Source organism: Herbaspirillum sp. SJZ107 (assembly GCF_006715485.1).
In the GTDB taxonomy this organism is placed as follows: Bacteria; Pseudomonadota; Gammaproteobacteria; order Burkholderiales; family Burkholderiaceae_D; genus Telluria.
This window is the reverse complement of record NZ_VFNH01000001.1, coordinates 1,171,833-1,196,402: the sequence shown is the minus strand read 5'-3', so window position 1 is coordinate 1,196,402 and position 24,570 is coordinate 1,171,833. Positions and strand designations below refer to the sequence as shown.

Annotated in this window: 20 protein-coding genes; 12 read left to right on the top strand and 8 right to left on the bottom strand. The window is 71.8% G+C overall.

The genetic code is table 11. From position 1 onward, the window contains the following. Together FBX97_RS05440 and FBX97_RS05435 are read left to right on the top strand one after the other, a co-directional pair. Window positions 1-1,689: a hypothetical protein gene (locus tag FBX97_RS05440; protein ID WP_255517307.1), complete on the top strand. Its 1,689-nt coding sequence runs from the start codon at window positions 1-3 to the stop codon at window positions 1,687-1,689. Between the two features lies 1 nt (window position 1,690). Beyond that, window positions 1,691-2,149 carry an SH3 domain-containing protein gene (locus FBX97_RS05435; RefSeq protein ID WP_141829319.1) on the top strand — a complete coding sequence of 153 codons (459 nt, stop codon included), beginning with the start codon at window positions 1,691-1,693 and terminating at the stop codon, window positions 2,147-2,149. 6 nt (window positions 2,150-2,155) lie between these two features. Here the strand turns inward: FBX97_RS05435 and FBX97_RS05430 are convergent, their stop codons facing one another. Further along, complete coding sequence (locus tag FBX97_RS05430; RefSeq protein ID WP_141829318.1) at window positions 2,156-2,617, bottom strand: GNAT family N-acetyltransferase; 462 nt, start codon at window positions 2,615-2,617, stop codon at window positions 2,156-2,158. Window positions 2,618-2,720: 103 nt separating this feature from the next. Between FBX97_RS05430 and FBX97_RS05425 the strand changes: the two genes are divergently transcribed. The 4 genes from FBX97_RS05425 (at window position 2,721) to FBX97_RS30345 (ending at window position 7,812) form a co-directional block, all read left to right on the top strand. Further along, entirely contained in the window at window positions 2,721-3,155 is a 435-nt protein-coding gene (locus FBX97_RS05425) for a hypothetical protein (protein ID WP_141829316.1), read from the top strand. Window positions 3,156-3,196: 41 nt separating this feature from the next. After that, window positions 3,197-4,177 (top strand): PP2C family serine/threonine-protein phosphatase, encoded by a 981-nt coding sequence (locus tag FBX97_RS05420; protein WP_141829314.1) that lies wholly within the window; start codon window positions 3,197-3,199, stop codon window positions 4,175-4,177. Between the two features lie 149 nt (window positions 4,178-4,326). Then, window positions 4,327-5,868, top strand: coding sequence for an FHA domain-containing protein (locus FBX97_RS05415; protein WP_141829312.1), 1,542 nt, complete (start codon window positions 4,327-4,329; stop codon window positions 5,866-5,868). Window positions 5,869-6,204: 336 nt separating this feature from the next. After that, window positions 6,205-7,812 carry a methyl-accepting chemotaxis protein gene (locus tag FBX97_RS30345; RefSeq protein WP_141829310.1) on the top strand — a complete coding sequence of 536 codons (1,608 nt, stop codon included), beginning with the start codon at window positions 6,205-6,207 and terminating at the stop codon, window positions 7,810-7,812. A gap of 31 nt (window positions 7,813-7,843) precedes the next feature. Here the strand turns inward: FBX97_RS30345 and FBX97_RS05405 are convergent, their stop codons facing one another. From FBX97_RS05405 to FBX97_RS05375, 7 genes are all read right to left on the bottom strand, one after another. Beyond that, window positions 7,844-10,255, bottom strand: a complete 2,412-nt coding sequence (locus FBX97_RS05405) for a bifunctional serine/threonine-protein kinase/formylglycine-generating enzyme family protein (protein ID WP_370457157.1) — start codon at window positions 10,253-10,255, stop codon at window positions 7,844-7,846. Further along, complete coding sequence (locus FBX97_RS05400) at window positions 10,180-12,216, bottom strand: hypothetical protein (RefSeq protein WP_141829309.1); 2,037 nt, start codon at window positions 12,214-12,216, stop codon at window positions 10,180-10,182. The genes FBX97_RS05405 and FBX97_RS05400 overlap by 76 nt, the downstream gene beginning before the upstream one ends. Before the next feature lie 102 nt (window positions 12,217-12,318). Then, entirely contained in the window at window positions 12,319-13,356 is a 1,038-nt protein-coding gene (locus FBX97_RS05395) for a hypothetical protein (RefSeq protein ID WP_141829307.1), read from the bottom strand. Continuing rightward, window positions 13,353-14,420, bottom strand: coding sequence for a hypothetical protein (locus FBX97_RS05390; RefSeq protein WP_141829305.1), 1,068 nt, complete (start codon window positions 14,418-14,420; stop codon window positions 13,353-13,355). Before FBX97_RS05390 ends, FBX97_RS05395 begins: the two co-directional genes overlap by 4 nt. Next, window positions 14,414-14,995 (bottom strand): hypothetical protein, encoded by a 582-nt coding sequence (locus FBX97_RS05385; RefSeq protein ID WP_255517306.1) that lies wholly within the window; start codon window positions 14,993-14,995, stop codon window positions 14,414-14,416. The genes FBX97_RS05390 and FBX97_RS05385 overlap by 7 nt, the downstream gene beginning before the upstream one ends. A 2-nt stretch (window positions 14,996-14,997) precedes the next feature. After that, window positions 14,998-16,260 carry a hypothetical protein gene (locus FBX97_RS05380; RefSeq protein ID WP_141829303.1) on the bottom strand — a complete coding sequence of 421 codons (1,263 nt, stop codon included), beginning with the start codon at window positions 16,258-16,260 and terminating at the stop codon, window positions 14,998-15,000. Window positions 16,261-16,354: 94 nt separating this feature from the next. After that, window positions 16,355-19,582 carry a penicillin-binding transpeptidase domain-containing protein gene (locus tag FBX97_RS05375; RefSeq protein WP_141829300.1) on the bottom strand — a complete coding sequence of 1,076 codons (3,228 nt, stop codon included), beginning with the start codon at window positions 19,580-19,582 and terminating at the stop codon, window positions 16,355-16,357. A 198-nt stretch (window positions 19,583-19,780) separates the two neighbouring features. Here FBX97_RS05375 and FBX97_RS05370 point away from each other — a divergent pair, with 198 nt between their 5' ends. The 6 genes from FBX97_RS05370 (at window position 19,781) to asd (ending at window position 24,567) form a co-directional block, all read left to right on the top strand. Next, entirely contained in the window at window positions 19,781-20,023 is a 243-nt protein-coding gene (locus FBX97_RS05370; protein ID WP_141829298.1) for a hypothetical protein, read from the top strand. A 216-nt stretch (window positions 20,024-20,239) separates the two neighbouring features. Continuing rightward, window positions 20,240-20,818, top strand: coding sequence for a YXWGXW repeat-containing protein (locus FBX97_RS05365; protein WP_141829296.1), 579 nt, complete (start codon window positions 20,240-20,242; stop codon window positions 20,816-20,818). A 109-nt stretch (window positions 20,819-20,927) separates the two neighbouring features. Then, entirely contained in the window at window positions 20,928-21,599 is a 672-nt protein-coding gene (locus FBX97_RS05360) for a ribonuclease HI family protein (protein ID WP_141829295.1), read from the top strand. Further along, window positions 21,592-22,251 (top strand): HD domain-containing protein, encoded by a 660-nt coding sequence (locus FBX97_RS05355; protein ID WP_141829293.1) that lies wholly within the window; start codon window positions 21,592-21,594, stop codon window positions 22,249-22,251. The genes FBX97_RS05360 and FBX97_RS05355 overlap by 8 nt, the downstream gene beginning before the upstream one ends. Window positions 22,252-22,306: 55 nt before the next feature. Continuing rightward, window positions 22,307-23,572, top strand: a complete 1,266-nt coding sequence (locus tag FBX97_RS05350) for an MFS transporter (protein ID WP_370457155.1) — start codon at window positions 22,307-22,309, stop codon at window positions 23,570-23,572. 143 nt (window positions 23,573-23,715) lie between these two features. Further along, window positions 23,716-24,567 (top strand): archaetidylserine decarboxylase, encoded by an 852-nt coding sequence (gene asd, locus FBX97_RS05345; protein ID WP_141829291.1) that lies wholly within the window; start codon window positions 23,716-23,718, stop codon window positions 24,565-24,567. Window positions 24,568-24,570 lie beyond the last annotated feature (3 nt).

Below are 24,570 nucleotides of genomic sequence, written 5' to 3'. Positions count from 1 at the left end.
ATGATGCCCCGCCTCGTACCGAATTACGTCCAACGCGAAATTTTGGCCGGCATTCCCGACGTCTTCGACGCCGACGCCATCTGGCAGGCGCCGGGGCTGGCCCTGTTTTCGCGGCGCGCCCTGCTGCGCGACCTGCTGGAACGGGCCCCGCGCGAACAGCGCGGACGCGCCGCCACCCGCTGCTTCTCGCACATCACACTGGCGCTGCCGCAGGAAGAAGTCGACGACGACCGCCACCTGACGCGCGGCGCGCGCGTGCGCGAGCTGACCGAGGGCCTGGCGGCACTGCACCAGAAGGATTTCGGCGACCTGCTGCAGGGCGACGAGGTGCGCTACCAGGTGGTCGGCGCCGAGCGCCTGGTGCCGGGCGAGGTCGAGGTCCGCTTCGGCCACGCCGTGTACCTGCCGGCGCCCGGCGAGACCATCCAGTACACGGTCAGCGTGTCGCGCGACAGCGCCGTCTGGAAGACCGCGTGCCCGGTCTACCCGAACCAGCGCCTGACCCTGATCGGCAACGACGACCAGCACGCGACCTGGGCCGCGCCCGGCTGGCCCTTTGGCCTGGAGGGGTCGATCCTGCTGGTCAACGACGGCCCCGGCACGCCGATCGAAGTCCAGGTGCGCCCCAAGGATGCCTTCGAGTGCGTGCACGACGCCGCCCAGGGCTACTACATCGTGCGTTCGCGCCGTGGCGGCGTCGATGCCGCCGGTGCGCCGCTGCGCCTGCTGCTGCGGGTGACGCCGGCGCCGGCCGCCGTGGCGCCGGCTGCGCTGGTAACGCCGCGCCCGCTGGCAGCGCAGGCCGCGCCACCTGCGGCATCCGTCCCCGCGGCGCAGCCGACGCGCGCCACCGCAGCCACCGCCGCCGCATCCGCCGCGCCTGCGGCCGAGCCGGTCCCTGCCCGACCCGCCGTCTGGAAACCGCGCATGGCGGCACCGGCCGACCTCACCGCCGTGCCGGCTGCGCTTCAGGCCACGCCGCAGCCGCCCATCGCCGCGGCCGCCGAAGCCGAAGCGACCTACGCGCCGGTGTCGCGCCAGCGGGTCGCGCTGGCGGCACTGGCCCTGCCACGCCTGTCGCGCTACCGCGATACCGGCGCCCAGGCGCTGGAGATCGGCCTCGACCGCGCGCTGGCGCCGTCGGCCGGCGGCAGCATCATCCGCTTCGCCGTCGACGACGGCGACACGCTGCACGCGATCACCGCCGCAGGCCGCGAGGCGATCAGCGTGCCCGCCAGCTTCCGCCCGGTCGACCATACCGCGCTCGACCTGCTGGCCCCCGCGCCCGCGATGGCCGACCGCTACTGCGCGCTGCTGCGCCTGCCGCAGCCGCCGGCCCTGCCGGTCGCGCCGGGCGTGCGCCAGGTGTTCGGACGCAGCACGCCGGTGCTGGCCGCGCTGCGCGTGCTCGATTCGCCGCGCTTCCTGCGCCACGCCGCCGGGAGCGCCGCCTCAAGCGCCACGTCGAGCGCCGACCGGCTCGGCCTGTCGCGCAGCGCCTTCAGCTTCGAACCGGTCACCGACGGCTACCGCATCGCGCGCCTGAGTCCGACGCAAGCGCTGTACCACCTCGACCCGGACCTGAACTTCGTGGCGGCGATCGGCGACGCCACGGCAGACGCGCCCTACACGCTGCCGGCCGGGCATCACCTGGTGGCCGGCCATTACGTGCTGCGCTTCGATGCCTGAGATGGACCTGATCCACATCGCGGCCTGGGGCGCCGCCCTGGCGCTGACGCTGCTGATGGCCGCCTGGCTGACGCCGCGCGCCTGGTGGCGCCGTCCCAACCTGCGTGCGCTCGGCGTGCTGGCCGGCGGCACGCTCGCCTTCGGCCTGCTGTTCTCGGCCTGGCTGCCGGCGACCGCCATCACGCCGCCTATGCGCGCGGCGGCCCCGGTGGTGCCGGATGCGCATGGCGCACGCCCGGCGCCCGGCGGCAGTTACCTGGTGGTCGACGATCTGAACCTGCGTGACGCCCACGGTGTACGGGCGCAGCGGACCGCGGTGCTGCGCGCCGGCACCCTGGTGACCACCACCGGCGCCGCCGACGGCGACTGGTGGAAGGTACGCGCGCGCGTGGACGGCCAGGCGCGCGAAGGCTGGGCCAGCAGCCTGTGGCTGCGCCGCGCCGACGAACGGCGCCCTTAGCGCCGCTCAGGCCGGCACGAAACGCATCGGGTTATAGCGCACGGTCGACACCTGCATCGGCGCGGTCCGCTCGAAACCGAGCGCGAGGTAGGACGGCACGGCGTAGTTGGAGGCGTTCACGGTGAACACGCCGGGATGGTCCGAAGCGCCGTCGAGCGCCGCGGCACGCGCGGTCTCCCACAGGGCGCGGCCGATGCCGCGGCGCTGGTAGCGCTTGTCGACGTACAGGCTGTACACGTGGCTGCGCTCGCGCACGCCGACAAACCCGGCCAGCTCGCCGTCGACCAGCGCCACGTGGTAGACGTAGCCGGATGCGATACGGCTGCGCAGCGCGGCCTCGCCCTGGTCGACGAGGAAAGCGGCGGCGTCCTGCGGCGTCGATTCGTGCAGGATGAATTCTTCGGCCGCGCGCCGCAGCAGCGCGGCGGCGGCGGGGATGTCGGCGTCTTCGATGGGGCGGATCAGCATGGCAGGCATCCGGGGCGAATCCGGCATCGTTATTGTCGAGTTAACTTAGCACAGGGGCGGCAGCCGGGTACAATTCATGGTTATGTCCGGCTTTCCGACCCTCATGATCCGCTCCCTTCCCCTGCTGGCGCTGGCCCTGCACGCCGCCGCCGGTGCCGCTCCCAACTGCGGCCTGGCCGTGCCGCCGCCGGACGCCGGGGTCGACCGCCAGATGGGCGTGCTCCTGAAAGTCTATCCGCGCACCCCGGACATCGGCCCGGACTATGCCGGCTGCCAGACGCTGTGGGCGCAGGCCGGCGACGGCTGGGAAACGCTGACGATCGTCCATTACGCCGCCGGCCACGTGGTGCGGGTCGAGAACCCGGCGGTGCCGCACGATCCGGTCGAGCAATGCCTGGTCGAGCGCGGCGCCGTGGTGCGCGGCGACCCCGAGCTGTGTGCGCAGCTGGACGACATGCGCTTCGAATCCCTGCCGCCCGAGTGTGCCGGCGACGCCGCTGCGGCCGCACAAGCGGCAGGCACCTGCGTGCGCGCCTGAAGTCCGGCCACCTCGGCGCCGGCATCGGTTAAAGTAACAGCATGCCGATTCCGCTCCCATCCGACATCCTCCACGACCTGCGCTTCGGCGCGCTCGACGTCGCCGCCTGCTCGCGCCTCGGCGCCGGCCCGCGCCTGCGCACGGAAAACCAGGACAACCTGCTGCTGGTCGACCACGACGGCAATGCGGTCTGGCTGCACGGCCAGGTGCCGGTGCGGCGCCGCCTGTCCGGCTGGCCGCGCGGGCATGCGCGCCTGGCGGTGCTGGACGGGATGGGCGGCCACGGCCACGGACGCGAGGCAGCCGAAGCCGTGGTGGCCGGCCTGCTGGCCGTGCCGCCGTGCACCGACGCGGCGGTGCTGGCGCAGCGCCTGGACACCCTGCACGCCGACCTGCAGCGGCATTTCGCCGACGCCCGCTTCGACGACGGCCCGCGCCCCGGCACCACGCTGACCATGCTCGAACTGCCGGCCGGCGCCGATCCGTTGCTGTACCACGTCGGCGACTCGCGCCTGTACGAGATCACGCGCGCGCGGGTGGCGCCGCTGACGGTCGACCATGTTCCGGCTACCGCCCTCGCGATGGCCGGACAGCTGCAGGAAGCGCAGTGGTGGCAGCAGGTGCATGGCGAGCACCGCCCACAGGTATCGCAGGCTTTCATCCTCGGCAATGCCTTCGCCGATCCGATGCGCCTGCAGGACCCGCTGTTCGAACTGACGCCGCAGCGCCTGCCGGCCTGGCTGGCGCACCTGCCCGACCGCCGCGCGCTGCGTCTCGTGCCCGGCGCGTCCTACCTGCTGGCCACCGACGGCCTGTGGTCGTGCTCGGACCCGTACGGCTGGGCGGCCCAGTGGCCGCAGCTGCTGGCCGGGCGCGCCGACGCCGCCACCATGCTGGGTGCGCTGCTGGCCGCCTACAACGCCCATCCTGCAGCCTTCTTCTATCCGGATAATGTCAGCGCGATCCTGCTGCGCACGCCGGATGGCGGCGGGCGCGACGAAACGGCGCTGCCGCTGGCCTGAGGTGTGGCAAACCGATGCGATTCAGCAAAAAGTATTGCAAAATGTGCCTGGCCGCAGGGGAGGCTGGCGCCGCTTGCCGGTAGAATCGCCTATGCTCGAGCCACGTCCGTTTATCGTCTAACATCCCGCCGCCACTGCCCGCCGCCACCATGAACCGCTGCGCCAGCCCCGACCATCCGCACTGCACCCACTGGGTCCTGCCCGGCGAGACGCAGTGCGCGCACGGCCACGCCCAGCCGCAGGGCGAACCCACGGCCGGCGCCGCCACCGATGCCTTCGAGACGCCCAGTTACGACACGATCCCCGAACTGCGCAGCGCGCGCGGCAATGCGAATGCCGTTCGCGCGGCCGCGCCGGCGCCGCGGCCGCACCTGCACGTCAGCGGCTACGACCCGCGCGCCGCCGGCGGCCGCCATGCCGTCAAGCTGGAACTGCGCGGCATGCCGCCGGATGCGCCGGCCGAACTGGCGCTGCTGCTGCAATCGGACCTGCTGGCCGACAGCGGCACACGCATGGCCTTCCGGCGCGGGCCGGGTGGCGACTGGCGACCGGTGTTCATCGAGTTTTCCTCGCGTGGACGCGAGCACGGCCAGTACCGGATCGACGCCGAGGTACATGCGCAAGCCTTTGCCGGTGCTGCCGCGCGCGCCTGGGCCGCGACCCTGGTGCTGCTGGTGCCGCGCCCGGACGCCACGCTCGGCGACATCCACCAGACGTTCCTGTCGACCCACAAGAACGTCCGCATGCACGCTGACGACGGCGCCATCACGCGCCTGCAGGGTCTGGCGCAGGGCCTGGCCGCCGGCGGCACCCTCGACATCGACATCGGGGCGCGCAATGCCTCGATCGCCCAGCTCGACTTTGCGGCCTTCAGCGGCGGCGACGGCGGCGGCAAAGTCAACCTGGCGCTGCCGACGCTGGCCTGGGACGAGGACCTGGTCGAGATCGGCCTGCCGGCCGTGCCGTCCGCCCATCCCTGCCCGGCCTCCAGCGCCTGCCTGGTGCAGGCCGAGCCGGATGCCGGCTTCCCGCGCCACCTGCGCCTGTTCGCGCTCGACGAGTGCGTGCTGGGGCGCTTCGAGACGGCGCATGCCGAGGCCGACCTGCTGCTGCAGCACCACGGCGAGCACGGTCCCGACGCCGGCGGCCTGACGCGCCGGCTGTCCGGACGCCACGCCACTGTCCGTGCCGGGCGCCACGGTTTCGAGATCGAGGACGTCTCGCGCTACGGCCTGCTGCTGGATGGGGTCTGGCCCGGCAAGCACAAGCCGGTGCCGCTGCGGCTCGGGATGCGCATCGAACTGACGGCAAGCATCCGCGGCGTGGTGACACTGGTGGTGACGGCGCTGCTGGATCACGCGCTGGTGCTGCATCGCGTGGATGCCGGCGGCGGCGCCGAGTGCTTCATGCTGCTTGCGCCCGAACGCGCGCCGGCGCCGCCCGGTACCGAAGACAGCGCTGCGCGGGCATTGCCGCGCGCTGCCGCCATGCCGCTGCTGTTCCACCGCGACGGCGGATTCTGGCACTTCGACCGGGCCAGCGGCCAGGAAACGCCGCTGACACCGGCGACCATACTCGAGCGCCTGGCCGGGTTCCACGGCGCCGTGCGCTTTACGGGACGGCCGCGCCCCGAAGACGCGCACCACGCCGAGCCGCGCCGCACCATTGCGGCGCCGCTGCTGAACGCCTGAGTCCGCCAGACGCCTTACCGGATCAGTCCGGGATCAGCATCAGGAACACCAGCGCCGCTCCCGCCAGCAGGGCTGCCTGCAGCCCGAACACGATGACGGGAATCTGGATGTCCTTGGGAATGTGCATGTCACACCTCGCAGTCCGATCATGAACAGGGAAGCCTGAGCGCCCCATTATGGCACTTTCCGCGACGTTGTCATTATGTATCGTGCATTGACTATTTAATTTGCAGTTATTGGTGCAATGTATCCATAGAGCAACAAATCCGCACCATTTTGTTGAGTTAAGGAAAGTTGGACGGTAGAGTTCCCCTACCCTATTCACTGCTTCCCGGTATGACAACCAAACTGACCCTCCGTATCCGCCTGATCGCCACCATGGCCCTGCTCGGCTTGATCATCGTGGCGACTGGCCTGATCGGCATCAACGGCATGCGCGCGACCCAGCGCTCGCTCGAACAGGTGTACTCGAACCAGCTACTGTCCAGTATTGCCCTGAACAATTCCAAGAACTGGCTGGCGCGCGCCCGCTTCGTGCTCGACCGCGCCGTGCTGCACCCGGATGCGCCCGACGTCGCCAAGACCATCTCGCGCATGCAGGGCTTCATGGCCGATTCCGAGAAGACCTGGCAGCAATACCAGGCCATGCCGCGCAGCGACGAGGAAGCGGCGCTGGTCAAGACCCTGGCCGAACAGCGCAAGGCCTATGTCGACACCATCGAGGCAGTGAGCCGCGCGGTGCAGGCGCAGGATGCCGCGACGCTGGAAACGCTGTTCATGAAGAAGCTGACCGCGACCTTTGGCGACTACAACACCGCCTCGACCAAGCTCGACGACTACCAGATCGCCACCGCCAAGACGGCTTTCGAAGGCAGCGTCAGCATGGGCGAACGCCAGATGCACCTTGCGATCGGCGCCGTGGTGCTCGGCGCGCTGCTGATCATCGCGTCCTCGGTATCGCTGCTGCGCGCCATCATGCGTCCGCTCGACCAGGCGCTGGTCCACTTCAACGCGATGGCCAAGGGCGACCTGTCGACCCCGGTCACGATCGACCGGGCCGACGAAATGGGCAAGCTGCTGCAGGGCCTGGCCGACATGCAGCGCCACCTGGCCGGCACCGTGCGCAGCGTGCGTAACAGCAGCGCCTCGATCGCCACTGCCAGCAGCGAGATCGCAGCCGGCAACCTGAACCTGTCGAACCGCACCGAGCAGCAGGCCGGCAGCCTCGAGGAAACCGCCTCTTCGCTGGAAGAGCTGACCTCGACCGTGCGCCACAACGCCGACAATGCGCGCCAGGCCAACCAGCTGGCGGTATCGGCCTCGGAAGTCGCGGTGCGCGGCGGCCAGCTGGTGTCGCAGGTGGTCGAGACCATGGGTTCGATCAACGATTCGTCCAAGCGCATCGTCGACATCATCTCGGTCATCGACGGCATCGCGTTCCAGACCAACATCCTGGCGCTGAACGCGGCGGTGGAAGCTGCCCGCGCCGGCGAACAGGGCCGCGGCTTCGCGGTGGTTGCGGGCGAAGTGCGCAACCTGGCGCACCGTTCGGCCGCGGCGGCCAAGGAAATCAAGGAACTGATCACGGCGTCGGTGGCGAACGTCGACGCCGGCGCCGGGCTGGTCGACCAGGCCGGCAACACGATGGACGAGATCGTGGCCAGCGTGGCGCGCGTGACCGACATCATGGCCGAGATCATGGCGGCCGGCGCCGAGCAGAGCGCCGGCATCGAGCAGATCAACCAGGCCGTGGTGCAGATGGACCAGGCCACCCAGCAGAACGCAGCCCTGGTCGAGGAAGCGGCTGCGGCCACCGCCTCGCTGCAGGACCAGGCGCATGCGCTGGCCGAAATGGTCGGCACCTTCCGCCTCGACCAGGAGCATGCGCCTGCGGCCCCGCGCAGCGCAGCGGTGCACGGCGGCCGCCTGGCGCTGGCGGCCTGAAGGTCGAACCGGGCATGGAGCCAGGCGCGGGCTAGATAAGCTCGCGCACCACGCGGAAACCGACGATATCGTTGGACAGCACGGCCGAGAAGCCGTTGCGCAGCGCCGAGCGCAGGTAGCGCGGGTTGTACAGCCAGGAGCCGCCGCGCAGGATGCGGCGCGCGCCGTCGCCGCCGGTTTCCCAGGCGCTGCCGTCCAGCGGCGCGCCTTCGTAGTTGTCGTGCACCACGTCCTGCACCCATTCCCACACGTTGCCGTGCATGTCATGCAGGCCCCAGGCATTCGGGGCGAACATGCCGGCCGGCGTGGTCCCGCGCCGGTAGGCGCCGCGCGGCCCGCCGTTGTAGGTGAAATTCCCATCGTAGTTGGCCTGCTCCGGGCTGATCGTGTCGCCGCAGCTGAAGGCGGTGCGGGTGCCGGCACGGCAGGCGTATTCCCATTCCGCCTCGCTCGGCAGGCGATAACTGTGGCCGGTGGCCTGCGACAGCCACTGCACGTAGCGCAGCGCGTCAAACCAGTTGACGCCGACCACCGGATGGCGCCCGGTCTGGTCGAAGCCGGGCGCGTTCCAGTCGACGTCGCCGCCCGGGCGCCAGCCGGTGGCGCGCACGAAGTCGCGCCATTCTTCCACCAGCACCGGATACCTTCCCATCGCCACCGGGCGCTCGATGCCGACCCAGTGCTGCGGCAGCTCGCGCGCGAGCCAGCCCTTCTGCGAGCCGGCTTCCATCGCGATCTGGCGCTCGTGCTCGGGTGAGCCCATCTGGAAGCGGCCGGTCGGCAGCACCACCAGTTCCGGGCCGTGGCCCTCCATGGCGATGAATCTGTCGCGCAGGATGCCTTCCGCGCCGGCAGTGGCAACAGTGGCATCAGCCGCGCCGGCGGGTGCCGCTGCCGGCGTCGGCGCCGGTGACAGGACAAGCGCCTCGGTCGCCTCGGCTGCGGCCGAGGCCGCTCCGGCGTTTGCCTGTGCCCGCGCCGCCTCTTCGGCGCGCGCCCGCTTCTGCTCGGCCAGGTAGACCGCGGCGGCCCTGGCCTGCGCCTGCTTGCGCTGCGCCTCTTCCTGCGCCGCCCTGGCCTTTTCGGCCTCGAGCTCGCGCCGCTCGGCCAGCTGGCGCCGCAGCGTTTCCTTGCGTGCCGCGCGCGCTTCCTCGGCCGCCGCGCGCGCCAGCTTTTCCTGTTCGCGCCGCTGGCGCTCGACCGCGGCCCTGGCGGCAGCCACCGCCGCGGCCCGGATCGCCGCTTCGCGCGCCGCCTGCTGGGCCTTGCGCTCGGCTTCCTGGGCGGCCTCGGCCGCCTGGCGCTGCGCGGCATCGCGGCGCTGCCTTTCCTCCTCGGCCAGCTCGGCGGCCCCGGGTCCGGCGGCGCCCTGCAGGCGTGCCAGCAGCTGGCGCACGCTGGCCGGGCGCGCTGCCGGGTCGAGCGCGAAACCGGCCTGCAGCAGGTCCCACTGCGCCTCGTTCAGCGCCGCCGGGCGCGCCGGCTGCTGCAGCGGATCGCGCAGCAGACCGAACGGCAGGCGTCCGGCCACCATCCGGTAGACCAGCACCGCCACCGCATACACGTCCAGCGCAGGGGCCGGCGCAGCGGCGTCGCGCCCGGCTTCCGGCGCGCGGTAGCCGGCGGTGCCGGAACTGGGCGGCGCTTCCACGCCCGCGCCGCCGGCATCGCCGCCCCCGCGGGCGCTGGCCGCGATGCCGAAATCGAGCAGCTTGACGTCGCTGCGGCGGGTCAGGAACAGGTTGGCCGGCTTGATGTCGCGGTGGACCAGGCGGTGCCGCTCCCAGGCGTGATCGAGGGCTTCCGCGGCCGGCGCCAGCAGCTGCAGCGTGCGTTCCAGGCCGAGCGGGCCTTCGCGCGCCAGCAGGCTGTCGAAGTCTTCGCCATCCAGGCATTCCATGATGATGAAGTAGCTGGACGTGGCCGGGTCCTGGGCCCAGTCGTACACGCGCACGATGTGTTCGTGGGCCAGCTGGCGCGCGCGCGCCGCTTCCTCGATCAGCAGGCGCGCGTGGGCGCCGTTCTCGGTCAGCTGGGGCGGCAGGATCTTCAGCGCGACCCGGGCGCTGTGTCCGAGCTCGGCCTCGGTGGCGAGGTCGGTGGCTTCCCACACCTGGCCCATGCCGCCGTGGGCGATCAGGCGGTCGAGCCGGTGTCGGCGCTCGAACGGGCCGACTTCCTGGCCGGCCATCAGGCCGATCTCGGTACCGGGACGCGCGGCGGCGTCGGGCGTATCCGACGGCGCCGCCGGCGGCGCATAACTGGCGTCGAGGATCGCGTTCTTGCGGCTCTCGAACTCCTCGCGGCTCAGCAAGCCGTCTTCGTGCAGCGCGCGCAGTTCGCGCAGCTTGTCGAGCGCCGTCTGCATCATCCCCGCGCCGGCAGGGGCGCGCCGCAGGCGCCGCAGAAGCGGTCGCCGGCGCCCGCGTGCGCGTGCGTGCATGCGGACGCCGGGTCCCCCTTTCCGGTACCGGCCAGGGCGGTGCCGAGCTGCGCCTGCGACGCCAGCGCCGCCTTGTTGACGTCGTTCTGCAGTGCCAGCAGGTCGAGCTGGTGGCGGCGGTCCTTGTCGACTTCGCGCTCGCGCCGCACGCGCTCGTCCTCGACCTGCTGCTGTGCCAGGCGCAGGGCCTCCACGCCGCCTGCATGCGCGGCGCCGACCATGCCGGCCAGCGCCGCCAGCTGCTCGGGACTCATGCCGGCATGCACCCGTGTCTTCATCACGTCGGCCAGCAGCGCCGCGTTGGCCGGGTCGGCCAGTGCCAGCTTGGCGGTGTCGTCCATCGCGCCGAGCGCCGCCGCGCGTTCGGCCTCCTGGGCCATGCGCCGCAGTTCGTGCTGCCATTCGGCTTCGCGCCCGGCGTTGCGCACTTCCTGCTGGCGGCGCAGCTGCAGCGCATCGGCTTCGATCGTGCGCAGCAGCTTTTCGTGCTGGGCCAGCGCCTCGGCCTGGCCGCCGGCGCGGCGCAGCGACTCGATGCGCTGGCGCACGTCCTCGGCCTCGACCGACTCGCCGCGCTCGGCGCCGCGAAGGCGCGTGCCGAACTGGGCCTCTTCCCATTCCAGCACGCGCTCGGCTTCGCGCACGCGCGCACGGTTGGCCAATTGCACCAGCCGGAACTGGGATGCGTGCTCCTCGTCGTCGATGTCCTGGGCGCGGCGGGCGGCGGCCTGCTCGGCGGCCTGCAGGCGCGCCAGCTCGGCGCGGCGGCGGGCCGCATCCTCGATGCCCTGCGCCTGCTCGACCTTGTTGCGGATCTGCTGCTGCAGCAACCGGTGGGTGAAGCGCTGCTGCGCCACGGTGCGTGCCTCCGCCGCGTCCTGGCGCGCCACTTCGAGCTCGGTGCGCATGCGGATCGCGGCCAGCTCGCGCAGGTGTTCCCACTGCCCGGCTTCGTCCAGGCGCGCGCCGCGCTTGGCGGCCAGCTCGTGCTCGAGTTCCTTGACCGCGTCGACGGCGCCGCGCTCGATCGCCTGCTTGCGCGTGCGCGACTCGACGATGCGGCCATACAGCTCGATCTCGCGCGCGCGGATCGCGTGCGCGCGTTCGGCGTTTTTCAGCGAGAGTTCGGCGCGTTCCAGGCTGCCGTCCTGGGCCAGCTCGGCGCGCCGGTAGGCCAGGCGCGCCTCCTGTTCGCGGCGGCGGATGCGGCGCCATTCTTCTTCGGAATACAGATCGTCGAGCTGCTTGGCATGCGCGACCTCGACGTGGCGCTCGTCGGCCGCCAGCCACAGGCTGCCGATGCGGGCACGGTTGGCGTCGAATTTATCGTGGCGCAGTGCCAAAGTGTCGACCCGCACCACCGCCAGCCCGTACTGGGCCAGCAGCATGGCGATACCGCCCTGCAGGTGCTGGTCGAGTTCCTCGCGCAGGCGAGCCATGCCGGCCATGTCGCGCAGCGAGCGCGCCGCCACGAATTCGCCGGCGAGCTGGCGCACCGGCGGCTGCAGCAGTTCGCGCAGCTGGGCGGCCCCGATCGTGCCGGGCATGGTCATGAAATGGCGCGCGAACGCCGGCACGTTCTCGATGCGGACCGACAGCGCCAGGCGCGCCGCCACTTCCAGCTGTTCGGCCGTGACCAGGCCGTCGAGCGCAAAATCGAGCGCCATCGCGCTGCTGCGCGTGACCAGGATCTCGGCGTGCTGGTCGCGCAGCAGGTGGTTCAGGCGCGTGAAGAAACCCTCGATCTCGTACTCGCCCTGCGGCACTTCGGTGGCTTGCCCGCCCTGCAGGATGTAGGCGCGCGCGGTGGCCGGCACGCGCAGGGTCTTCACGAAAATCCCCGACAAGGCATCCACGCCGAAGAACACGGCCAGATCGTCCGCCTCCGGCATCCAGCGGTTGTCGACCAGGACCGGCGACTTGCGCAAGGGCGCCGCATTGCCCGCGAACAGATTGAACATATGGTCTCCCGTGTTACTGAAACTGTGCCCTGCTTTCATGCCGCGCGATTGTAGCAGCGGCGGCCCGATCCTGTTTTCATGCAACAAGCGTGCGCAGCGACCCTAGATGATACCGATGCGTTCGACACAGGCCATGCTGGCGCCGAGGGCGCGCAACTGCTGCGCGAAACCGTCCGGCAGCGCCGCCTGCCAGGCCTGCGGCAGCAGGATGCGGTCGCCGGGCGCCGCTTCGCGCAGCAGCAGCGCGCATTTCGGCGCGATGCCCTCGACCGTGTCGACGCGGCCGGCATGCCAGGCGTCCGACTGCCCGCTTGCGATCAGGCGCCCGCGCGGCAAAAACTCGCGGCCGCGCGCGATGCGGTCGGCCAGCACCAGCGCCAGCTCGAACGAGCGGCCCTGGAAATGCGGCTGGCCGAAGCGCACCGTGGTGCGCCAGCGGACGCCGCCGCCCTGGCCGGGGCGATGGCCGGCGTCGAAGTGGCGCGCCGCGGCCAGCGCCTGGCGCACGGCCAGCTGGCGCGCCGCATCCTGGCCGGGCACGGCGATGGTCTGTTCGTCGTCGATTGCTTCCGATGCGCCCTGTACCGGATAGACGCCGACCTCGACCCAGCACAGGCTGTCGGCCGCGCCGCCGGCGTGCAGCGGAAACCAGGCACGCGCCGTGGACACCGCCGCGGCAGGGTCCGGATGGCCGGACAGCTGACCCAGGTGGACCAGGCCGCCGGGGCCGCCCAGCAGCGCCGCCGGCAATGTGTCGGCGGGCACGGCGGCCGCATGGCCGTCGACCCGCCCGAGGTGCCAGGCATCCGACCAGCCGTTGGCCAGCACCGCCCCCCGCGCCATCCACACGCCGCGCACCATGCGGTCGGCCAGCACCACCGCCAGTTCCCAGTCGCGCTCACCGGCAGCGGGCGCGCGGTCGATGCCGATCACGACCTGGTCACGGCTGTCGAAACGGCTTTCGGTGTGGCGCGCCAGGCGCACCACTTCCTGCATGCGTTCGGCCAGGCGGGCGTCGCCGGGGGCGCTGCACTTGACGTCGGCGCGGCCGGCGCGCGGCCGGCGCGTGGCGCTGACCGTCAGCACGCTGCCGTCCGGCAGCAGGCTGCGGCACTCGGCGCTGGTGGGCAGGCCGCTCATGCCGTCTCGCTTTCGTTCGCACTGCCCTGAGTGCGGCGGCGGCCCTCGCAGTCGGCTTCGAGGTTGGCGACGATACGCTCGGCCTCGTCGTACAGCGGCGCCAGCAGCGCCGGCGTGGCGTTTTTCAGGCGCGCCAGCAGTGCCCAGGCTTCGTCCAGCGACACCGTGGCGCGGCGGCTATGGCGTGCGCGGCGCTGCTGTTCGGCCGCGCCGAGTGCCTGCCCCGGCGCCGCCATGGCCAGCGCCGGCATGGCGTTGACGCCGACGCACAGCAGGTCGAGCCGCTGCAGCATGGCCTGCTGCTGGCGGAACTGCTCGGGACTGGCCGGCAGCGCGGCCAGGCGCAGCCCGCACATCAGGCAGGGCAGCTCGAGGAACAGGCGGCGCAGCGCCCTGGCGTCGGCAATGGCAGGTTCGGCGATGGCGTCGGCCGCCGCAGCCGGTACCGCCGGCGCCGCCTTGGGCGCCAGCGTGGCCGCGCCGCCCGCCGCACGTGCCGCCAGCAGCGCCGCATAATCGCGGCTGCCGCCCAGGTCGGCCGGCACGCAATCGTCGACGGTCACGCCGAAACGCATGTAGAGCAGCTGGTTGAGGCCGAGGCGGAAGGCGTTCCACTCGTCGATGGTGGTGCACGGCGGCAGCGCGAGGCCGCCGTCCTGCAGTTCGCGCTGCAGTGCGCCCTCCATCGCGGCCACCAGCGCATCCAGCCCGAGCCGCCCCGAGACTTCGCTGGCCAGGTACAGGTCGAAGCGCTGGTGGGTGGCTTGCGCATCGGCGGCAATGGCGAAGCGGGTGCGCAGGCCGATCTCGGGGGCGCCGGCAAACGGCAGCAGGTCGACCGTGTACGGCCCCGGATGGAAGGCATAGGCCAGCTCGCCGTCGCGCAGTTCGATGCGCTTGGCGGCGGCGGCGCCGGCACGGCGCGTGCTGCCGCGGGCGTCGACCACCACCACCGGAAACTGCGGCGGCACGTTGCAGCCGCTGCGCACCGGCAGCGCCACCGCGCTGCTGCCCAGCTCGCAGGCATCGGCGACCGGGGTCGCGCGCTTGAACAGGCCTAACATGATGAAGTCTCCGTGAGAGGCGTTACCGTGAATGCGGCGCCGTGCGCCTGCAGGTGCGTGGCCGGCGCCGCCGCCAAGGGCCACGGCGCCTCGCATTCGCCGTCGGCGTCGAGCCGGCCTTCGAGCAGGATGCGCCCGAGGCCGTCGCGCACCTGCAAGGGCGCGCGCGCGGCCAGCAGCGCGGCGGCGAACGGCGCATCCGGCGCCAATTGCAGAATGGTACGCCAGCCGTCCGCCGATTCGATGAAATGCAGGGTCCAGCAGCCGTCGTCGGTGCGGATCGGGCTTGGTGCGCCGCCGCTGCTGGCCGCGCGCAGCATGCCGCGGCTGCCGCGCCAGGCGGTGACGGTGCTCGATCCGGCGCCGGCGCGGCGCTCGAGCGCGAGCTGGCGCAAGCGCCGCGCCGTCAGCGGCGAGGCCTGCAGCGCCTCGCGCTCGGCCGCGCGCAGCGGCCGGCTGCCGTCCAGCGCCGCCAGCAGGGTGGCGTCGTCCAGCACCAGGCGGTCGCCGTCGATTCGCCGTCCGAGCAGCGCCTGTTCCTGCAAGCGCCGCTCCATCTGTTTCGCCTTCATCATCGTCATCCGCCTTTCAATAGGGTCGCAGCCTGCAGCCGCGCGATGGCCGCGTCGCGCCGCTTGCGCAGCGTCGGCAGCGATACCTCGGCCAGCGCCGCCAGCTGCTGCATGGTCGGCAGTTCGCCGCTGGCCGGATCGCGCCAGGCGTCCGGAAAGCTGTCGTCGTCCGGCCCGAGCAGGCGCGCATACACCGCCAGCCGCACCGCCAGGCCGTCGCCGGCCATGGTGCGCGCGGCCCAGCTCTGCCGGTCCTCGGCACGGGCCGCCGCCAGCATGTAGCCGGGGGGCAGGGAAACCGTGGCGGCAATCGTTTCCAGGCGCGCCTGCCGGCCCGCGTCGGCCGCCGCGTCGGGCAAATCGTCCGGCGCCGGCGCAGCCTGTTCATCGTCCGCCGGCGCGAACTCGTCCTCGCGCGCTTCCAGGATGCGGTCCGGCCCCGGGGTGGCGTCGCCGGCAGCCTGCAGCACGCGCCAGTAATCTTCCATCCAGACCGAGGCGTCGTCCAGGTCCTGCAGCCAGTCGTGGTCGCGGTTGGCCGACAGGGCTTCGTATTCGCCGATCTCGCGCAGCATGGCGCCGATCTTGTCGGGACTGGTCTTCAGGCTGGCGAAGCGCTTCGAGCGCGTGTGCAGCGGGCCGATCGTGCCGGTATAGCGTTCCAGCGTCTCGCTCCAGCGCAACAGCCATTCGGGCCGGCAGTCGCCGATCGCGCGCAGCTGGCGCACCTCGATCGGCACGCCGCCGTCGATGGCGCGCCCGAGGATGGCACCGACCTGGGCCCGGTGCTGTTCCCAGCCCGCGAACAGGCGCGCGATTTCGCCGTAGGCGGTGTCCAGCATGCGGTAGGCGTAGATCCGGTTCGGGCTGCATGGACGCCCGCAGGCGGCCTGGTAATTGTCGGCGTCGACCTTGTCGCGCAGCAGCGCATACATGTCGTTGGCCTTCTTGCGCAGCAGGGCGTCGGCGATGCCGTCACCCTCGGCCGCCAGCGCCGCGCACAGGGCGTCCCAGTCGGCCGCGCGGGCACGCAGCTCGTAGACCAGCGCCAGCGCCAGTTCGAGCACGCTGTCGCCATAGCTGTTGCCGGACGCCTGGGCGCGCGCACTGCGGCGCTGTGCGCGCAGCTGGCGCGCCATGCCGTCGACGTAGTCGTCCAGCCCGAGCGTCAGCCTCGCGGCGCGCAGCAGCGCCAGCGAGCACTGCCCCAGCAGCTTGCGCACTTCTTCCCAACCCGGTTCCTGGTACCGGGTGCCCGGCAAACGCATACTTCCCTTTCGACGTGTGGACGGCCGGGCAATGCCTGGCCGTAGCAAATAATGCCATACAAACACACTAGCAAGGCGCGCTGGTGAGGTTTATTTACCCCTCTTTTCGGGCTTTCGACGCATACTGTGGCGTGCTGGCCGCGAGATGGCGCAGCACGGCCGCCGCCACCGGCGCTGCATGCTCGCCGCCGGTCGCTTCCGAGCGGCTGACGAACACCGCAATGGCCCGCCGGTGCGCCTGGCCAGGGACGCTCCCCGGCTCGAGCCAGCCGGTGAACCATACCGTGGCGCGCTCGCCGTCGCCGACCGGGGCCGTGCCGGTCTTGCCGGACAGGCCACGCCGCACCCCGGCCAGCTCGGGGCCGCGGAAGGCGCCGGCCGCGGTGCCGGCATCGACCACGCCCTTCATGCCGGCGCGGATGCGGTCCAGGCGCACGCCCAGCGGTTGCAGCGGCAGCGTCTGCGCCCCCCTGCCGTCCAGCCCCACCAGCAAACGCGGTGCAATCGCGCCGCCCTGCCCGACCGCGCCCGCCGCCAGCGCCATCTGCAGCGGCGTGGCCTGCATGCGCAGCCCGATCACCATCTGGCGCAGTTCGTGGCGGGTGTGGACCGGGTCGATCGCGGCCGGTGTCGCCTGCAGCGCGTCCCAGGCCGACCACGGATACCCGGCCGGCAGCAGGCCGCCGTCGAGGCGCAGCGCCTGGCCGAAGCCGAGCCGGTGCGCCATGGCGACGATCGGCCGCACCCGGTCCAGGCCGTCGGCCGCCAGCGGCTGCAGGTCGGTGAGGCCGGCGGCGCGGTCGGACAGCTCGCCGGTCCAGGCGAACCAGGTGTTCAGGCTGTAGGTCAGCGCCTGTGCCAGGCCGAGGCGGCCGTCCTGGGCGTGCCGGTCCAGCCCCTGGTCGCGGAAATTCGTGATGCGCGCGCGGCCGTCCGCCGGATAGCTCGGCGCCCCGGTGCGGAAATCCCAGCCGCGCGCCGCCGCATAGGCGTTGATGCCGGCCAGCGGCATGCCGTTCAGCAGCGCGTCGAGGCCGGGCTCGGTCTGCGCCGCCAGTTCCAGCCCGAGCGCGCTGACGATCTTGAAGGTCGAGCCGGGACTGCGCTCGGCGCCGCCGTCGTGCTGGAAGGCCGGCAGGCGCAGCGGGCTGGCGGCCGGGTCGAGGCGCTCGAAGGCGCGCGCCTCGCTCCAGTTGGCGGCGTCGACCTGGCCGCTGCCGCTGCCGGCCGCGGCCAGCACCTCGCCGGTCTCGGTGTCGAGCACCACCAGCCCCGCCTGGCGGCCTTCCGGCGCCGCGCCTGCGCCGCTGCAGCGGCCGTCCAGCCATTGGCCGCGGCGCATGCCGATGCAGTCCAGCGCGGCCTGGGCCGCACCCTGCAGGCCGAGGTCGATACTGAGGCGCGCGTCGTGGCGGCCGGCGCCGGGCAGGCGGCCGAGCATGCCGGCCACGCCGGAGGCCTGGTCGGCGCGCACGCCCAGCAGCGTGGCCAGGCCGGCGGCGCGCGCGGCCTCGGTCGGGGCGCCGTCCTGCCACAGCGCCGCGCCGTTGCGGTCGCTGATCCGCACCTCGGCCGAGGCCGGGGCCGGGCCGGATGCGTGCGCCGCCGCCGGCAAGGCTTGCCAGGCCAGCGCGCCGTCGCGCACGCCCAGGTGGCGGTAGCGCGCATCGCCGGGCGTGGCCAGCGCGTCCATGCCGAGCGGCGCCGCCTCCAGCACCAGTTCGCGCGCGCCCGGCACGAGCTGGAGGTCGAGCACTTGCACCTGATCGGGGCTGCGGCAGGCGCGCCCGCTGCAGGCCGGCAGCGGCGGCGCCGCCAGCCGCCCACCCTGCACGCCGAGCAGGCGCCCGGCCAGCATCACCCGGATCGCATCGCCGGCGCGCGCTGCCGCCGGCAGCGTCAGGCGCAGGCGCGCATTGCTGCCGGACGGCCAGGCGCCGACGCGCTGCCACGGCGCCCAGCCCTGCGGCAGGCGTGCGAACAGGCGCGCGCCGGCATCCGGCATGTCGGCGGCCAGCGGCGCCGGCACGCCGCCCAGCTCGATGCGCCATGCCGGTGCCGGCGCGGCCTGCAGCTCGGCGCTGCGCACGCGCCAGGCCAGCAGCCGGCGTTCGCTATTAAAGATGCGCACCTGCTCGCGCACGAACGCGCCGTCGGCGCGCGCATACAGGTGCTGCAGCAGGCGCCGGCCCTCGGTGTCGAGCACGGCGCGGTCCCAGGGCGTCGCTCCGGCGGCGCGCCAGCCGGCCAGGTCGGGCGGCGCCAGCTCGGCCAGGCCATCGGCGCCCAGGCGCACCAGGCTGTGTGCGCGCAAGCCCTCGAACAGCTGCTGGTCTTCCATGCGCGCCGGGGCACTTGCGGGCACGGCGTAGCGGCCCGGCGCCAGCCGCACCTCGACCGGCGTGCCGGCCGCGGGAAAGGCCGCCACCAGCGCGCGCGCCGGCGCCGCCGACGGGTCCGGACGGTACAGCTGCAGCACCAGCTCGCCGGCTTGCGGGCAGGCGCTGCTGGGGCGGCGCAGTACGCGCATTGCCCCCGTGCCACCCCACAGCAGCCAGCCCTGGCGGTAGAACGGCGTCTCGCCGCGTACGCCCGACAGCGGCCGGCCTGCGCCGGCATCGCCGATCCAGTTAGCCGGGTGGCCGTTCCATGCCAGCGTCAACGGGACGCCGCCGAGGGCACTGCCCTTGAGCTCGACACGCGGCATCGGACCGCTCGCCAGCAGCGGGTTGCGCGGCGTGGCGTGCAGCGCCGCTAATGCCTCCAGTGGCCAGCCGATCCGTACCGGCAGCAGGCGTCCGTTGGCCGGGTCGGCCATCTGCGCGCACAGGTCGATGCGCTGGACCGGCTCGGCGCGCATGCCGGACAGGACCAGCAAAGCGGCGTCGCCGTGCCGGCCGAGCCGCACGCCGGCACTGTCCGGCACCTCGAATGCGATACCGGGCAGGGCCGGCTGCAGCACGGCCAGCTGCGGGCTGACGGCGTCGACACCCGCTGCGGCCAGCCAGCGTGCATGGGTGGCGATGACCCAGGCGCCGGCGCCGGCCAGCAGCAGCGCGGCCAGCGTCAGCCAGGCCAGCGGACCCGGCTTGCGCAGGACCGGCATGTGCAGTACCGGCACGCGCGGGCGCGGCAGCGCGCCGGCGAGCCGTGCCGCCAGGCCGAGCCCGGCCGTGCGCACGCCGGCGTCCGTGACCGCGGGCGCTGCCATGCCCGCACCCGCATGCGTACGCGTGCTTGCGCGCCCGCCCGCACGCAGGTTGCGCGCCCGCCGCCGGCGCGTCCGGCTCGCCGCCAGCACCTCGAATACCGCTCCGATCATCCTGTTCTCCCCTGCCCTCGCGCTGTCCCGGCCATGTAGCGGAGGGAACCGGAAAAACGGCTGGGCGGCCTGCCTTCCGGGGCCGCCATTTTTGCAGTTCGTCCCGCATTTCGTGCAGCCCGTCGCACGCCGCTGGAGACCCATAACGCCTTTGGCTACAGTGACTCCATCGACAACCCACCCGCAAAGGAGCAGCAAATGAACATCATCAGGAACATGGAAGCCGCCTTCCTCTTCTCGCTGAGCGTGGCAGGCGCAGCCAGCGTCGCACTGGAAGCGATTCCGCCGGCCCAGGCCCATGTTGCAGCCCCGGCCGCAGCGCAGGCCGCCAGCATCGCGACCCCGACCAGCATGGCCGTGGTGAAGGTCAGCGCCAAGCGCATGACGGCGGCCGAGAAGCAGCAATCGCTGGCGCTCGAGCGCGCCCGCCAGGGTGCCTGATGATGCGGGGCGCAGCACAGGACCCGGCCGCCGCGCCGGGTCCCGCCCGCTTCGCCGTGAAATCGCGTTGTCCCTTTATCTACAGGCTTTGTGGCAAGCGTGCATCGCCGACTGCCTTGAATCTGTATCACATGTAAGCATCCTTTTCCGCCCCTTCAACGCCACGGCAGCGCGCGCTATAGTTCATCCATCCGATTTCCGGACTGGAGACAGAACATGAAACGCCTCACCTGCACCGCCCTTGCCGCCCTGATCGCCGTCGGCGCCGCCGCCGCACCGCTCACCTCGATGGCCGCCAGCAATGTCAGCCTGTTCATCGGTACCGCCCCGCCCGCGCCGCTGGTCGAGCGCATCCCGGCACCGCGCCACGGTTACGTGTGGGCGCCGGGCCACTGGGAATGGGGTGGCCAGCGCCACGTCTGGGCGCCCGGCTACTGGGTTGCCGAACGCCCGGGCTATGCCTACAACGCGCCGACCTGGTACGCCCGCAATGGCGGCTGGTACATGGAACCGGCGCGCTGGACGCCGTACGACAATGGCTACCGCGGCGGCTACCGCAGCGATTACCGCGGTAACGACTACCGCGGCCGTGACCGCGACCGCGACGGCATCCCCGACCGCTACGAACGCCATGGCTACGACCGCGGCCATGACCGTGGCTACGATCGCAACGCCTACAGCCCGCGCCGCGACGAAGACCGCGACGGTATCCCGAACCGCTACGACCGCGACCGTGACGGCGACGGCGTGCCGAACCGCTACGACCGCCGCCCGGATAACGGCTGGCGCCGCTGATGCCTGGCCTGCGGTAATGAACGGTTCCTGACCGCGACGATGTCCTTCTGAAAGAGGCTGCGCCGGTGTTCCCTCGTGGACACCGGCGCTTTTTTGTTATCCTCTCGGCATGAACGAACTTCCCGATCCTGAACATCTCGAGCAACTTGCCTACAAGAGCGAACGCGCCGCCAGCCGCCGCCTCGCGCTGGCCCGCGGCCTGAGCGGCGGCCAGGCCCTGCGCCAGGTACTGGAACAGGCAGCCGGCCAGGCCGGCCTCGCCACCCTGGTATCGGCACGCCTGGCCCAGCGCGCCGCCCAGGACGAACGCGATGCTGCCCGCGCCGCCCAGCGCGCCGCCGACAAGGCGCGCCGCGCCAGCGCCCACGACGGCCGCCCGACCGCCTGGCGCGCCTGGTTCGACGGCTCGGCCCGTCCGAACCCCGGCCAGTGCGGCATCGGCGCCGTGCTGCGCGGACCGGACGGCGCCGCCGTCGAACTGGCCCAGCCGGCCGGCTACGGCAACAGCAGCGAAGCCGAATACCGCGCCCTGATCGCCGTGCTCGAAGCCGCGGTCGCCCACGGCGCCGACGAATTGACGGTGTACGGCGACAGCCGCGTCGTGATCGACGACGTCAATGGCCCGGACGCGTTTGCCGCGCCGTCGCTGGCCGCCTACCGTGCCACCGTCCGCGCGCTGTCCGCGCGCATCGCCAGCCTGCACCTGCGCTGGGTGCCGCGCCACAAGAACCTCGAAGCCGACGCGCTGTCGCAGCGCGCCGCGGAATCCCACCATGCATGAACTCGATACCTGGCGCGACCGCTTGCGCGCCCTGGCGGCACAGCTTGCCGACGACGACGGCGCCCACGACGCCAGCCACCTCGACCGCGTCTGGCGCAACGCCCAGGCGATCATGGCCGGCCAGCATGCGGAAAACGGCGCGCAGGCCGACACGCTGAGCGTGCTGGCCGCCTGCTACCTGCACGACCTGGTCAACGTTCCCAAGAACGACCCGCGCCGTGCGCAAGCCTCGCGCCTGTCCGCCGAGCTGGCGCGCACCGAGCTGCAGCGCCTCGGCTTCCCGGCCGAGCGGCTGGACAGCGTCGCCCACGCGATCGAGGCGCACAGCTTCTCGGCCGCGATTCCCGCCACCACGCTCGAGGCGAAGATCGTGCAGGACGCCGACCGCCTCGACGGCCTCGGCGCGGTCGGACTGGCGCGCATGTTCTACATTGCCGGCCGCATGGGCAGCAGCCTGGCCCACGGCAGCGACCCGCTCGGCACAAGCCGCGCACTCGACGACAAGGCCTACTCGCTCGACCATATCCCGGTCAAGCTGGCCAGGCTGCCCGCCATGATGCAGACGGCGGCCGGGCGCCGCCTGGGCGAGCAGCGCCTGGCGATGCTGGAAGACTTCCGCACCGTGTTCGCAGCAGAATGGACGGGCGCATGAGCCGCTAGGCAGCGTCGCCGCCGAACAACCAGAAGGCGCCGCCAACGGTGCTACCATGAAGCTCCTCCGTACCCACGACGGGCAGCCCATGACCAGCACCGCGACGTTCGCCAAGGCTCCGGCCGGCAACCTGAATTTCGTCCTGATCTGCGTCTTCATCGACATGCTCGGCGTCGGGCTGATCGTGCCGGTGCTGCCGGCCCTGGTCGGCGAATACGTCAACGGCCGCGAGCAGCAGGCGCTGTGGTACGGCATGCTCGGCGCCGTGTTCGGCCTGATGCAGTTCGTGTTCATGCCGATGATCGGCATGGCCAGCGACCGCCTCGGCCGGCGCCCGGTGCTGCTGTATTCGATGGCCGGCATGGGCATCAACTTCCTCACCACCGCCTGGGCGCCGAACCTGGCCTGTTTGTTCATCGGGCGCGTGATCGGTGGGGCATCGTCGGCCAGCATGGCGGTGGCGGCGGCCTATGCATCCGACGTATCGACCCCGGACAACCGTGCCAAGAGTTTCGGCCGCATCGGCGCCGCCTTCGGCCTCGGCTTCATCTGCGGGCCGGCGCTGGGCGGCCTGCTCGGCAACGTCGGGCTGCACCTGCCCTTCTACGTCGCCGCCGCGCTGTCGGCCGCGAACTTCATCTATGGCTGGATCGCCGTGCCGGAATCGCTGGCGCCGGAGCGGCGCGCCCCGCTTCAGTGGTCGCGCATGAACCCGTTCGCGGCGCTGCTGCGCCTGGTGCGCCGGCGCGACATCCGCGGCCTGGTGGTGGTATTCACGCTGGTCACCTTCGCCCAGATGTCGCTGCAATCGACCTTCGTCCTGTACACCAGCTTCCGCTTCGGCTGGGGGCCGGCCGACAATGGCCTGGCCCTCTTCTGCGTCGGCCTGTCCTCGATCGTGGTGCAAGCCGGCCTGCTGGCCTTCCTGATCCGCCGCTTCGGCGAGGTGCGCCTCACCCTGCTGGGCCTGAGCTCGGGCGCCCTTGCCTTACTGCTGTACGGACTGGCGACCCAAGGCTGGCTGATATACGTGATCATCCTGTGCAACCTGCTGTCGTTTGCCGCCGGGCCAGCGCTGCAGGGCATCGTCTCCAAGTCGTCGACGCCGCGTGAACAGGGCGAGCTGATGGGATCGCTGCAATCGATCAGCAGCCTGGCGCTGGTGATCATGCCGCTGGTGGGAACGGCGATCCTGGGCGCGGTGAGCCACCTGCCGCCCGGCGACTGGCGCGTGGGCAGCAGTTTCTACATGTGCGCAGCCATGCAGGCGCTGGCGATCGGGATCGCGTGGTGGGTGTTCCGCCAGCGCGGCCTGGCCTGATGCGCCTCGAGCAACTGTTGTTTGTTGCTTATAGGGAAATTTATTTGGTATGCATGTCAGTTGCGGCGATCGGCGGGCGCCAAAACTGTCCACCCGTGCACTGCCCCCGTTATAATTGACTGGTCAACATCACGAGGGTTACCGTGTCCGATCGCTTCAAAGTCTTGCCGCAATACCTGCTGCCGAAGCAGCGCCTCACCACCTTTGCCGGCCGCGTCGCCGGGGCCAAGGGCGGTTCGATGACGACCCGGCTGATCCGCTGGTTCGTCGGCAAGTACGGGGTCAACATGGCGGAAGCGGAAAATCCGGACATCGCCAGCTACAGCAGCTTCAACGAATTCTTCACGCGTCCACTGAAGGCCGGCGTGCGTCCGCTGGCGCAGGCCGACTTCGTATGCCCGGTGGACGGCGCCATCAGCCAGTTCGGCGCCATCGACGACCACCACATCCTGCAGGCCAAGGGCCACCGCTTCACCACGACCGAACTGGTCGGCGGCGACGCCAGCCTGGCGGCGCACTTCCGCCACGGCAGCTTCGCCAACCTGTACCTGTCGCCGAAGGACTACCACCGCCTGCACATGCCCTGCGACGGCAAGCTGACGCGCATGATCTACGTACCCGGCGCCCTGTTCTCGGTCAATCCGACCACCGCGCGCGGCGTGCCGAACCTGTTCGCCCGCAACGAACGCGTGGTGTGCGTATTCGACAGTGCCGAATACGGCCCCTTCGTGCTGGTGCTGGTCGGCGCCACCATCGTCGGCAGCATGGCCACCGTGTGGCACGGCGTGGTCAATCCGAAGCGCCCGCAAAAGATCAGCGAGTGGACCTATGAAGACCAGGACATCGTCCTGAAAAAGGGCGAGGAAATGGGCCGCTTCCTGCTGGGCTCGACCATCGTCATGCTGTTCCAGCAGAACACCATCGATTTCAACGCCGACTGGGCGCCGGAGCGCAAGGTGGTGCTGGGCGAGGTGATGGGCAACAAGCCTGAATGAATC